The sequence below is a fragment of the Cryobacterium sp. Y11 genome, from assembly GCF_002929535.1.
In the GTDB taxonomy this organism is placed as follows: Bacteria; Actinomycetota; Actinomycetes; order Actinomycetales; family Microbacteriaceae; genus Cryobacterium.
Map to the genome: position 1 here is coordinate 71167 of NZ_PJJO01000049.1, position 12699 is coordinate 83865.

At 64.2% G+C, this 12699-nt stretch carries 8 protein-coding genes and 1 tRNA gene; 6 read left to right on the plus strand and 3 right to left on the minus strand.

Features of this window, described 5'->3' with window-relative positions; genetic code table 11:
- The first annotated feature begins 2 nt into the window (after positions 1 to 2).
- From CXY75_RS04450 to CXY75_RS04470, 5 genes are all read left to right on the plus strand, one after another.
- Positions 3 to 2528, plus strand: a complete 2526-nt coding sequence (locus tag CXY75_RS04450) for an ATP-dependent Clp protease ATP-binding subunit (RefSeq protein ID WP_104081643.1) — start codon at positions 3 to 5, stop codon at positions 2526 to 2528.
- Positions 2529 to 2726: 198 nt separating this feature from the next.
- The gene (locus CXY75_RS04455; protein WP_104081644.1) at positions 2727 to 3269 is read left to right on the plus strand and encodes an amino-acid N-acetyltransferase; all 543 of its coding nucleotides are present in this window, start codon (positions 2727 to 2729) and stop codon (positions 3267 to 3269) included.
- 218 nt (positions 3270 to 3487) lie between these two features.
- Positions 3488 to 8224, plus strand: coding sequence for an ExeM/NucH family extracellular endonuclease (locus tag CXY75_RS04460; RefSeq protein WP_104081645.1), 4737 nt, complete (start codon positions 3488 to 3490; stop codon positions 8222 to 8224).
- A 131-nt stretch (positions 8225 to 8355) separates the two neighbouring features.
- The gene (locus tag CXY75_RS04465; RefSeq protein ID WP_104081646.1) at positions 8356 to 9000 is read left to right on the plus strand and encodes a hypothetical protein; all 645 of its coding nucleotides are present in this window, start codon (positions 8356 to 8358) and stop codon (positions 8998 to 9000) included.
- Positions 9001 to 9094: 94 nt separating this feature from the next.
- On the plus strand, positions 9095 to 9502 hold the full coding sequence (locus CXY75_RS04470) for a dehydrogenase (RefSeq protein WP_104081647.1): 408 nt from the start codon (positions 9095 to 9097) through the stop codon (positions 9500 to 9502).
- Between the two features lie 60 nt (positions 9503 to 9562).
- On the opposite strand, the gene radA is transcribed toward CXY75_RS04470, so the two are convergent.
- Positions 9563 to 10924, minus strand: coding sequence for a DNA repair protein RadA (gene radA, locus CXY75_RS04475; RefSeq protein ID WP_104081648.1), 1362 nt, complete (start codon positions 10922 to 10924; stop codon positions 9563 to 9565).
- 77 nt (positions 10925 to 11001) lie between these two features.
- Positions 11002 to 11790 carry an SGNH/GDSL hydrolase family protein gene (locus CXY75_RS04480; protein WP_104081649.1) on the minus strand — a complete coding sequence of 263 codons (789 nt, stop codon included), beginning with the start codon at positions 11788 to 11790 and terminating at the stop codon, positions 11002 to 11004.
- An 86-nt stretch (positions 11791 to 11876) separates the two neighbouring features.
- Between CXY75_RS04480 and CXY75_RS04485 the strand changes: the two genes are divergently transcribed.
- Positions 11877 to 11966, plus strand: a tRNA-Ser gene (locus tag CXY75_RS04485).
- Positions 11967 to 12069: 103 nt separating this feature from the next.
- On the opposite strand, the gene CXY75_RS04490 is transcribed toward CXY75_RS04485, so the two are convergent.
- Complete coding sequence (locus CXY75_RS04490; protein ID WP_233201725.1) at positions 12070 to 12495, minus strand: hypothetical protein; 426 nt, start codon at positions 12493 to 12495, stop codon at positions 12070 to 12072.
- Between the last annotated feature and the right edge of the window lie 204 nt (positions 12496 to 12699).

The following is a 12699-nucleotide window of genomic DNA, read 5'->3' on the forward strand; positions in this document are numbered from 1 at the left end:
ACATGTTTGAAAGATTTACCGACCGAGCTCGTCGCGTCGTCGTTTTGGCCCAGGAAGAGGCCAAGATGCTCAACCACAACTACATCGGTACCGAGCACATTCTGCTCGGGCTGATTCACGAGGGTGAGGGCGTCGCTGCGAAGGCTCTGGAGAGCCTTGGCATCTCGCTGGACGCCGTCCGCGAGCAAGTACAAGACATTATCGGCCAGGGGCAGCAGCAGCCCACCGGCCACATCCCCTTCACGCCGCGGGCGAAGAAGGTCCTCGAGCTGAGCCTGCGCGAAGCGCTGCAGCTCGGCCACAACTACATTGGTACCGAGCACATTCTGCTCGGACTCATTCGCGAGGGCGAGGGTGTTGCAGCCCAGGTTCTCGTGAAGCTCGGCGCCGACCTCAACCGCGTGCGCCAGCAGGTCATTCAGCTTCTCTCCGGATATCAGGGCAAGGAGCAGGTCGCCGTCGGCGCCAACGAGCAGGCGGCCAACACGGCCGGCAGCCAGGTGCTCGACCAGTTCGGCCGCAACCTTACTCAGATGGCTCGCGACAACAAGCTCGACCCGGTCATCGGGCGCGAGAAAGAAATCGAGCGGGTCATGCAGATCCTCTCGCGTCGCACCAAAAACAATCCCGTGCTGATCGGTGAACCCGGCGTCGGCAAGACCGCCGTCGTCGAGGGCCTCGCCCAGGCGATCGTCAAGGGCGATGTGCCAGAGACCCTCAAGGACAAGCAGCTCTACTCGCTCGACCTCGGTTCGCTCATCGCTGGAAGCCGCTACCGTGGTGACTTCGAAGAGCGCCTGAAAAAGGTCACCAAGGAGATTCGCACCCGCGGCGACATCATCGTCTTCATCGACGAGATCCACACCCTGGTGGGTGCCGGTGCCGCCGAGGGCGCCATCGACGCCGCATCGATTCTGAAGCCGCTGCTGGCCCGCGGTGAGCTGCAGACCATCGGTGCGACCACCCTCGACGAGTACCGTAAGCACTTCGAAAAGGATGCCGCCCTCGAGCGCCGCTTCCAGTCGATTCAGGTGGGTGAGCCATCGCTGGCACACACGATCAACATTCTGAAGGGACTGCGCGACCGCTACGAGGCGCACCACAAGGTATCGATCACCGACGGCGCACTTGTCGCCGCGGCAAACCTCGCCGACCGCTACGTCTCCGACCGTTTTCTGCCCGACAAGGCCATCGACCTGATCGACGAGGCCGGTGCCCGACTGCGCCTCTCGATTCTCTCGAGCCCGCCGGAGCTGCGCGAATTCGACGAGAAGATCGCCGTGGTGCGCGCCGCCAAGGAACTCGCCATTGAAGAGCAAGACTTCGAGAAGGCAGCGGGCCTGCGCGACGAGGAGAAGAACCTCCTCGGCGAGCGTCTGCGCCTCGAGAAGAAGTGGAAGTCCGGCGACGTTAAGACCACCGCCGTCGTCGACGAGGGCCTGATCGCCGAAGTTCTGGCCCAGGCCACCGGCATCCCGGTGTTCAAGCTCACCGAGGAAGAGTCCTCGCGACTGGTCTTCATGGAGAAGGCACTGCACCAGCGCGTCATCGGTCAGGAAGAGGCCATCTCGGCGCTCGCCAAGACCATCCGTCGCACCCGTGCCGGCCTGAAGGACCCGAAGCGTCCCTCCGGTTCCTTCGTCTTCGCCGGCCCCACCGGCGTCGGAAAGACCGAGCTCGCCAAGGCGCTCGCCGAGTTCTTGTTCGACGACGAAGCCGCGATGATCTCGCTCGACATGAGTGAATACGGCGAGAAGCACACCGTGTCGCGCCTGTTCGGCGCGCCTCCCGGATTCGTCGGCTTCGAAGAGGGCGGCCAGCTCACCGAAAAGGTGCGCCGCAAGCCGTTCTCCGTTGTATTGTTCGACGAGATCGAGAAGGCTCACCCCGACATCTTCAACTCCCTGCTCCAGATTCTGGAAGAGGGCAGGTTGACGGATGGCCAGGGTCGCGTCGTCGACTTCAAGAACACCGTCATCATCATGACGACCAACCTCGGCACCAAGGACATCTCGGGCGGACCGGTCGGCTTCCAGCTGGAGGGCGACTCGACCACCGGGTACGAGCGCATGGCTGGCAAGGTGAAGGACGAGCTGAAGAAGCACTTCAAGCCCGAGTTCCTCAACCGCGTCGACGAAGTCATCGTGTTCCCGCAGCTGACCAAGCCCGAGCTGCTGCAGATCGTCGATCTGTTCATCAAGCGTTTGGGTGTGCGCCTGCTCGACCGCGACATGACCGTCGAGGTCACAGTTCCGGCGAAGGAACACCTGATCGAGGTCGGATTCGACCCGACGCTCGGTGCTCGCCCGCTGCGTCGTGCGATCCAGCGCGAGGTGGAGGACCGCCTGTCGGAGAAAATCCTGCAGGGCGAGCTCAGTGCCGGAGACCACGTGCACGTGGACTTCGTCGAAGGCAAGCTCGTGTTCACCACGACGTCCAGGATTGACCCGGTCGGCGTGGGAGTGAACACGACTGCCGCCGTTGGTACCGGCCCAGCCACCCCCGACCTAGCCATCACCAGCGACTAGGCACTGATCAGGCCCGGCAGATTCGTCTGCCGGGCCTTTTCTGGGTCCGGGAGGCGGCATCCGTTCTGGTCGGGCTCGTTCGTGGGGGCTAATTCAGGAAGAACGGGACTGGCGGGGGTCGGGGGCTCTGGAATCGCGCGGCACGATCCCTAGACTGGTGGTTTGATCTTGAATTATGCGAGAGAGGGGCCGATTGGCGTGACCGTAGTACAGCAGAACGCACCGGAACAACCCGAACTGGAATATTCGGTGCGGCGTGCGCGCACCAGCGACGTGCCGGGCATCGAAGCACTCGTCGAACCGCTCGTGCAGCAACGTATTCTGCTCGGCAAGGACAGGGTTGTGTTCTACGAGGCCGTGCAGGAATTTCGGGTTGCCGTCGACTCCGCCGGCGCACTGATTGGCTGCGGCGCCCTGCATGTCATGTGGGAGGACCTCGGCGAAGTGCGCACTCTCGCCGTTGACGCGAAATGGCTTGGGCGCGGCGTCGGCTACACGATGATGCAACGCCTCGAAGCGGATGCCGGCGACCTCGGCCTGAGTCGCCTATTCTGCCTCACCTTCGAGGTGGGCTTCTTCACCCGCAACGGTTTCAGCGATATGGGTACCGAAACGGTCGACCCTGCCGTCTACGCCGAGCTGGTGCGCTCGCCGGATGAAGGCGTGGCGGAGTTTCTCGACCTTGCCAGGGTGAAGCCGAACACACTCGGAAACACGCGCATGGTGAAGCGGCTGAACTAGGCCCTGATCCGGCGGAATTCGGCGTGATCGGATGGATCACGGCTTAAAGCGTTGCCCACTGGCGATTTCTTCCGCTCATAGGAGCAAAGTTCACGGAGTTTACCCCCCGGTCATGGGCCGTCACTAGGCTGCGAACTATTGCACCGGCCGGAACACTCCACGGGGAGCAAAACCCCGGGTGCGATGAGACCACCATCGTTCTATGAATGAGGAGATCCATGTCATCCGCCGTTCGCAGCCGTTCGAGGCTGATATTTGCCGCACTTCTTGGGGTGAGCCTCGCGGCCGCTCCAATCATTGCCGTGCCGGCCAGCGCCAACACCGCCGGCACCGGGGTGATTATCAACGAGGCCTACCTGCATGGCGGAACCTCGGGCGCGACCTTTTTGAACAAGTTCGTCGAGCTGTACAACCCGACCGCCGCCGATGTGTCGCTTGACGGCACCTCCATTCAGTACCGTTCTGCCAGCGGAACCTCGAACCCGACCTCGGTCCTCGCCTTGACCGGCACCATCGCCGCTGGCGGTTACTACCTCGTGCAGGGTGGGTCGAACGCGAGCAGCGGCGCGTCGCTGCCGACACCGGATGCCGCATCCAGGATCTCCTTCGCCGGCGCCTCCGGCACGATCTTCTTCGCCAATCAGTCCACGGCGCTCACCGCTCCCGCCACGGGCTCACTCACCGGGCAGGCGGAGATTCTCGACCTGATCGGCTACGGCAGTTCAAATACCTTTGAGGGAACGGTCGCAGCCACGGCATCCGTTACCACCTCGGTGAACCGCACGAACTTCTCTGACACCGATGTCAACGCCGCCGACTTCAGCTCTGCAGCGCCCACGCCGACGAACGCGGCCGGCGAGACCGGCAGTCCGGTAGAACCAGAGCCCGACCCCGACCCGACCCCGGTGCCCACCGAGCTGACCGCGATCAACGCGATCCAGGGCGTGACCGACACGAGCCCGCTGGCCGGGACCGTCGTCAAGACCACGGGTGTCGTCACTGCCGCCTACCCGACCGGCGGTTTCAACGGTTTTTACCTGCAGACAGCGGGAACCGGCGGCGACGTAGACTTCGCCAGTCACACGGCCTCGCACGGCGTCTTCGCTTATTCCAACACGGCCACCGCCGACGTAAAGATCGGCGACTACGTGCAGGTCGTCGGCACCGTCGTAGAGTTCTTCGGCTTGACGGAGGTCACCTTCGGCGCCGCAGGCGACGTCACCCAGCTGTCCGGCACCGACGTGGTGGCACCGACCCCGGTCACGACGACGCTGCCGACCAGCGCAGAGCAGCGCGAATCCCTCGAGGGCATGCTGCTCGCCCCGCAGGGCGACTTCACCGTCACCAACAACTACACGACCAACCAGTACGCCGAGATCGGCCTCGCAGCCGGAACGACACCGCTGGTCACCCCCACGGTGACGGCACGTCCCGGCTCGGCCGAGTACACGGCCGCCATCGCGGACAACGCCGCACGCGCAGTGACCCTCGACGACGGTGCGAGCACGAACTTCCTCTCGAGCACCAACCAGGCCACCCCGGTTCCCTACCTCACCGTCGCAGATCCGCTGCGCATCGGTGCGGCCGTGACGTTTACGAAACCCGTCATCTTCGACTACCGCAACACGGCGTGGAAGTTCCAGCCCACCGCGGCGCTCACCGCCGCAAACGCTGCCACGGTGCAGCCGGCCACGTTCGCCAATACCCGAACGAACGCTCCCGAAAACGTGGGTGGCGACATCCGTTTGGCAAGCTTCAACGTCTTGAACTACTTCTCCACCGTCGGTGATTCCATCTCCGGCTGCTCGTACTACAACGATCGGGCCGGAAACCCGATCACCGTGCGCAGCGGGTGCGATGCGCGCGGCGCCGCCAACAGCGTCAACTTCGAACGCCAGCAGGCCAAGATTGTCTCGGCCATCAATGCCCTCGACGCGCACGTCGTGTCACTCGAGGAAATCGAGAACTCGGCCGCCTTCGGTAAGGTTCGCGACGACGCCCTCTCCAACCTGGTGAACGCGCTCAATGCCTCGGCCGGCAGCACGGTCTGGGCCTTCGTTGCCTCACCCACCGAGCTTCCCGCTACCGAAGATGTCATCCGCACCGCCTTCATCTACAAGGTCGCAACGGTCGAAACCGTGGGCGGGTCAACGATTCTCACCGGTTCCGCCGCGTTCAGCAACGCACGTCAGCCGCTTGCCCAGGCCTTCCAACTGGTGGGCGACACCGGCAGCACCTTTCTCGCCATCGTGAACCACTTCAAGTCGAAGGGCTCCGGAACCGGCGTCGACGCCGACATGAACGACGGCCAGGGTGCCTCGAACGCCTCCCGGGTGAACCAGGCCACGGCCCTCGTGGACTTCGCCAACGGGCTCAAGTCCAGCACCGGCATCGACCGGGTGTTCCTCACGGGTGACTTCAACGCCTATGACCAGGAAGACCCGATCAAGGTGATCACCGACGCCGGCTTCATCAACCAGGAGGCCAAAAGCGGCGAGTACACCTACGCCTTCGGCGGTATGGTCGGCTCGCTCGACCACGTATTCGCTTCGCCAGAAGCGGATGCCACGGTCAACGACGTCGACGTCTGGAACATCAACTCGGTTGAATCGGTCGCCCTGGAGTACAGCCGGTACAACAACAACGTGACCGACTTCTACGTCGCCGACGCCTATCGCTCATCGGACCACGACCCGGTCGTGCTCGGCCTGAACCTCGCCACGCCTACCGCAGTCGAACTCAACCTGCTCAACATCAACGACTTTCACGGACGCATCGACGCCAACACCGTCAAGTTCGCCGGAACCGTAGAGCAATTGCGAGCCGAGTACGGCGACGCGAACTCGCTGTTCCTCTCGAACGGCGACAATATCGGTGCCTCGCTGTTCGCCTCGGCGTCGCAGCAGGACCGGCCCACCATCGACGTTCTGAACGCGCTCGACCTCGCGGCCTCCGGCGTGGGCAACCACGAGTTCGATCAGGGTTTCAGCGACCTCACTGGTCGGGTGGCTGCAGCTGCCAACTTCGACTACCTCGGCGCCAACGTCTACAACGTGGGCACGGAGACTCCCGCGATGCAGGAATACGCACTCATCGATGTGGCCGGCGTCACGGTCGGCGTGATCGGCGCTGTCACGGAAGAGACCCCGACGCTGGTCTCACCCAATGGAATCGCTGCGCTGTCGTTTGGTGACCCGGTCACGGCCGTCAACCGCGTTGCTGTTCAGCTCACCGACGGCGACGTCTCGAACGGCGAAGCGGATGTGCTGATCGCTGAATACCATGAGGGTGCCGGAGCAGGAATCCCCGATGGCGCGACGCTCGAGCAGGAACTCGCCGCCGGCGGAGCCTTCGCCAGCATCGTGAATGACACCTCGGCCGAAGTCGACGCGATCTTCACCGGCCACACGCACAAGCAGTATGCCTGGGACGCTCAGGTTCCCGGAGCAGCTGCGGGAGCGACTCGCCCGGTGCTGCAGACAGGCAGCTACGGCGAGAACATCGGCCAGGTCGTACTCAGCTACGACATTGCCTCCGGTGACACGACCACGGTGAAGAACCGCAACGTGGCCCGCTCGACCGTTGCCGACGCCGACCTGGTGGCCGCGTACCCGCGCGTCGCCGAGGTGCAGGCCATCACGAACGCCGCGCTGGCTGAAGCCGCCATCCAGGGCAACGTGCCCGTCGGTTCGGTCACCGCCGACATCACCCGGGCGTGCCTGGGCGGAGTCGCACCGTGCGCCGAAAACCGCATGGCTCCCTCGAGCATGGGCACACTCGTTGCGAACTCTCTGCGGGCTTCCCTGGCCGACGCCACCATCGGCGGTGCCGAAATCGGCATCGTCAACCCCGGTGGAATGCGCGCGGACCTCTCGCTCGCTCCCGACGGTGTGGTCACCTATGCCGAGGCGAACGCGGTGCTGCCGTTCCTGAACAACCTGTGGACGACGAGCTTGACCGGCGCGCAGTTCAAGACTGTGCTCGAGCAGCAGTGGCAGACCAACGCCGATGGCACGATTCCGAGCCGTCCGTTTTTGCAGCTCGGTTTGAGCGAGAATGTGAATTACACCTTCGACGCGTCGCACGATGCCGGAAGCCGCATCACGGGCATCTGGATCGACGGCGCCCAGATCGATCCGGCGCAGTCCTACCGCATCGGTTCGTTCAACTTCCTGCTCACCGGCGGCGACAACTTCCGCGAGTTCAGGAACGGAACGGATACCCGCGACTCTGGTCTCGTCGACCGGGACGCCTGGATCTCCTACATTCAGGCCAACAGCCCGCTGTCCCCGTCGTTCAAGGCCAACCAGGCCTCAATCACCGGTGCCCCCACGGCAGCTGTGAACCCGGGCGACACCGTTACCGTCACGGTCGGCAGCCTCAACCTCACCTCCCTCGGTGCTCCGAAGAACACGCAGCTCGCGCTGCGCTGGTCGGGCACCGACGTGGGAACGGCATCCGTTGATTCAACGGGCACGGCCACGGTCACCGTCACGGTGCCGACCGACGCCGCGCCGAACAGCATTCTCGAGATGACCGCGGTTGAATCGGGCACGATTGTGCGCCTCGCCATCGCGGTTGCGGTGAGCGCCGAACCGGGGGAAGCGCCTACTGCAGCGTCGGAGCGGGAGCTGACCAAGAAGCTCAAGAATGCGATCGACACCGATCAGAACACCTATCGGGCCGGTGACGTGGTTGTCGTCGACGTTGGGGTGAAACACGCCGGAGAGTATGTGTCGGTGTGGGTCTACGACAAGAAGAAGGCCGCTAACCTCGGCGGCTGGTCGCTCGTCAGCGCCGAGGGCACCGTGAGCGTCAGGCTCGCCGACGGCCTCAAGCACGGCAAGTACAGCGTCTCCGTGCAGAACGCCGACGGTGACGTGATTGGTTGGACCGACGTCAGGGTCGACCACGCCAAGAAGGCGCCGAAGCCGCCGAAACCAGGGCACCGCTAAGCTGCGGGTTTTCCCAGGGCCCGCGCGCACCGTTTCGGTCGCGGGCGGGCCCTTGCCCGTTCCGAGGGCAATTGCCCCCGACACGCACGCCATTACCGGCTTCTAGCGCCGAACATCATTAACCTTGGGGCATGTCGACGATCAAGCAACCGGTCGGCCGCCAGTCCAGCAAGGTGTACCGGCGCCGGCGTTTCGTAGTGGGGCTCGGCCTGCTTGCCGTGCTCGTGATCCTTTTTCTCATCATCGTGCAACCGGGGGTGAGCACGGGAGACGCTAACTCCCCGAAATCGCCCGCCGCGATTCCCGAGGCAGCCACGCCAACGGATGCTGGTACCGCGATTCCCGAGGCAGCCACTGCCGTCGACGGCTCGGCCTGTGACCCATCCGCTGTGCAAATTGCGGCCATCACCGACGCCACGAATTATGCGGACGACGTACTACCGCAGCTGTCGCTGAGCCTGACCAACATCGGTACCACCGACTGTGTGATCAATGCCGGAAACGCCAAACAGGTGTTCACGGTGATGAGTGGGAAAGACGTCTACTGGACGTCGACCGACTGCCAGACCAGCCCAGTCGACGCCCAAGTGACGCTCAAGCCGGGCGTTGAGATGCCGCTCGCAACACCGATCACGTGGGATCGCACCCTTTCGGCCGTTGATACCTGCCAGACCGAGACTCGTACCGCGGTTCCGGCCGGCGGTGCGTCGTACTACCTGCACGTGAGCGTCGACGGCATCGAAGCGGCCGACCCGGCATTGATGATTCTGAACTAGGGATTGGCCGCTCATGCTGGTGCTGCGGCGCGCGTTCGCTCGTGGCATGCGCTGCCAGCTGGGCGCGCACAGCCGCGCCTGATTGAATGAAGGGGTGACCGATACGACTGCAAACACCCGTTCCGAGGCGCTCGGCGCCGCACTCGCGGCGCAAGACGTCGTCGCCGTGGCCTATGCGCTGCGCAATGACTACATGATCGTGCCGCAACTCGTCGTCAACGGTGAGGGAGCGCAGGTGCGGGTCTTCGGCCGTGAAGGCTCCGACAAGCGGATGCTGCTGCTCTTTTCCGCGGCGGAGAACTACGCGCGGGTGGTTCCCGACGACCCGAACCCGCAGGTCATGGTCTGCGACGGCCAATGGCTGCGGGAGTTTCTGACCGTGCACTCCGCGACGCTGGAGATGGTGTTCTTCGACATTGCCGGGCCGAACGTGATGCAGGCCGCTCCGGCCGACCTGCTCAAGGCGCTGAGCCCCGAGCTCGGCCAGAGCAACGCCGACTAGAGCCTCTCTTTCCGGGGAGCGCTAACCTTGCGCCGAGCGCGGAGCGGAGCGGGGCCGAGTCTAGAACGCCCGATCGAGTTCGGCGTCGCGTGGGCTGCGGGTCGTGCCGAGCGCGAGGGCAACCGCCGCGTGGATCGACCCGCAGGCGGCGTCGATCTGGGTCGTGAAGCCGAGGCGCACCGCCTCGTTCATTCGCTGTGTTGACATGAGCGCCCCGCGCACCTCGCCGGCCAGACTGATCTCGCCAAACGCAACCACAGTGTGGGCAACGGCCAGCCCCGTGAAGGCCGACGCGATGGCCAGCGCGATCGCCAAATCAGCGGCCGGCTCGGTGAGACGGATGCCGCCAACCGTCGACACGTAGACATCTTTGGTAGAGAGGTTCATTCCCGCGCGCTCCTGAAGTACCGCCAGCAGCATGGCGACGCGGGCCGAGTCCACGCCGCTCGTGACCCGGCGGGGGTTCGGCGCCTGGGTGTCGGTAACAAGCGCCTGCACCTCGACCGGCATGGCCCGTCGGCCCTCCAGGGCGACGGTGACACAGGTGCCGTCAACTGGTTCGGTGGCTCGGCTCAGGAACAGCCCGCTCGGGTCGGGCACCTCGGCTATGCCGTCGCCGGTCATCTCGAAGCAGCCGACCTCGTCGGTGGGCCCAAACCTGTTCTTGAGCGCCCGAATGAACCGCAGCGAGGTCTGCCGGTCGCCCTCGAACTGGCAGACCACGTCGACCAGATGCTCGAGCACCCGCGGCCCCGCAATTGAGCCGTCTTTGGTGACGTGGCCGACGAGGAGCACCGGCAGGTTGCGATCTTTGGCGACCCGAATGAGAGTGGATGCCACCTCCCGCACCTGGCTGGGCATGCCCGGCGACCCATCGGAGAGAGCGCTCGAGACGGTCTGCACCGAGTCGATGATGATGAGGTCGGGCTTGACCGCGTCGATTTGCCCGAGGATGATGCCAAGGTCGGTTTCGGCGGCGATATACAGCTCGGGTTCGAGCGCGTTGGTGCGCTCGGCGCGCAACCGCACCTGGCTCACCGATTCTTCGGCGCTGACGTAGAGCACACGGCTCTTCGCCGCGGCCGCCTTGGACGCGACCTCAAGCAGCAGCGTGGACTTGCCGACGCCGGGCTCGCCGCTAAGCAGAACCACCGAGCCAGGCACGATGCCGCCGCCGAGCACCCGGTCGAACTCGTTGATTCCGGTCGGCCAGTGAGCGGCGGCATCCGTTTCAACGTGGGTGATGGGACGAGCGATGCCATCGCCGACGAGCGTGATGGCCTTGAGCTTGCGAGTGATGCCGGCCGTCTGGCCAGCATCGACGACGGTGCCCCACTGCTGGCATTCGCCGCAGCGGCCCGCCCATTTGAGGGTGGTCCAGCCGCACTCGGAGCAGCGGAAAGAAGAGACGGATTTTGCCATATTTCAAGCGTAGCCGGGGCCACCGACGCTCGCCCGTGCGTGGGGCGCTGCGCTCATATCTGCGGCGCGGGACAGTGCTAGATGTTGCCAGAATGGGCGTGTGCGGTAGCGGGTATCGACACGATGCGGTGCGCGACATCCGCGCTGATTGCCGGCAGGAATGCCTCGGCCCAGGCGCGGTAGCCGCGGTCGTTGGGGTGGAACAAATCCTTGGCGACGTGGGTCAGGATGCTGCGAATACCGGCCCGTTTGGTCGTCGCGTGCAGCGGAACCACGGTGAGGTCGTGCTCGCCGGCGACCCGGCGAATGATCCGGTTGGCCGCGGCAACCTTGCGTTCATTGTGCGGCAGGTGAAAACAGGGCAGGTCAGCGACGAGGGCGTGCGGGGGCAGCGCGGCGAACACGGTGCGAATGCCGGCTTCGAACGCTTCTGGATGCCACTGGGCGATGTCGTTGGCTCCGATCGCGACAGTGACGAGGTCGGGCGTGATCTTCTCGAAGCGCGGTAGCTGGTCGCGCACGGCCAAAGCCACCGTCGCGCCGGAGACGCTGAGGTTCACGACCCGCACGGTCTGACCGGTCGCCAGCCGCACGTGATCGGCGAGCACACCGACGTAGCTTTTGTTCGGGCTGGAGGCCCCGATGCCCTGGGCTGCGCTGTCACCGATCGCGACGTAGAGCAGCTCGCCCGACTGCTTCGCGTGGGCGCGCCACCAAGCCGAGTGCACCGGCAGGGTCTCATTGAGAATGGCCTTCTGCTGTTGCAGGTCGCGGCGTACCCACGTCGTGAAGAGCGCGGCGGCGCCCGCGACAATGGCGGCTCCGTTAACAATTGCAGAGCGGATGCGTCGGGTCGGTAAGGTCACCCGCCGAGGCTACTCCGCGGCATCCGTGTGTCTGCTGCATATTTGCCGATTCGCGTCGGGCCGCAGTCTCTACTAGGATCGACGGCGGTACCGTGTCCGAGCGGCCGAAGGTGCGACTCTCGAAAAGTCGTGTGGGGGAGACTCCACCGTGGGTTCAAATCCCACCGGTACCGCCACGAAAAACCCCCTACATCCCGCTTTTTTACAGGGATGTAGGGGGTTTCGTTTTGTCTGGGTGGCCGGTTGACAACATGTGGCTCCATCGTTGACCAGGTCGTATCAGTAGATCAGCTTGGGCTGTCCGTCCGGGGTCTGACCGAGCCGCGCAAAAAGCAACAGAACGAGAGCAGTGCCAGAAAGTATCCCGTCAAGGAGACCGGCCGGAAGCAGAAAGACCATCAGCGCGAGCGTCACACTGCAGCTAACAATGGAAAGCCCGAGCCCCCACAATCGGTTACGCAGCAGACCGACCGCGCCGAGCACGCGCAGAGTCGCGAAAATCCCGCTCATGGCCATCATGAGGTACAGGTTGTCCTGCAAATAGGGCAGCGCAAAAACATCGGCATTTTCGACGATGGATGCCTGGGGGATCTTCAGCGCGAGGAGAACAAGGACGCCAATGAAGACCAAACCCTCCATGAGTACGCCCTGAACCAGGAGCAACCCGGCTGCCCACCGATACTGTCGGCGCTGAGTTGTGTGCATTGCGTAATGCTATCGGCCCCCACTGGCGTGATTGTCTCCCGTGCAGTCCAATTCATGCGTGAGGTTTCTCGTAACTTCAGTGTGACGAAAATCGTGGGATATGACATGTGAGTTGCGAGACGCGTCGGGTGTAGACCTGATGCCGGTGATCTCCGGTGAGAACCGCGATTCTGGTATCGTCATTTTTGATGAATGCGCGTTGCG

Bases quoted from the DNA above. Each gene is read 5' to 3' on its own strand.
- CXY75_RS04450 (WP_104081643.1), top strand. From the start codon at position 3: ATGTTTGAAAGATTTACCGACCGAGCTCGTCGCGTCGTCGTTTTGGCC.
- CXY75_RS04460 (WP_104081645.1), top strand. From the start codon at position 3,488: ATGTCATCCGCCGTTCGCAGCCGTTCGAGGCTGATATTTGCCGCACTT.
- CXY75_RS04465 (WP_104081646.1), top strand. From the start codon at position 8,356: ATGTCGACGATCAAGCAACCGGTCGGCCGCCAGTCCAGCAAGGTGTAC.
- radA (WP_104081648.1), bottom strand. From the start codon at position 10,924: ATGGCAAAATCCGTCTCTTCTTTCCGCTGCTCCGAGTGCGGCTGGACC.
- CXY75_RS04490 (WP_233201725.1), bottom strand. From the start codon at position 12,495: ATGCACACAACTCAGCGCCGACAGTATCGGTGGGCAGCCGGGTTGCTC.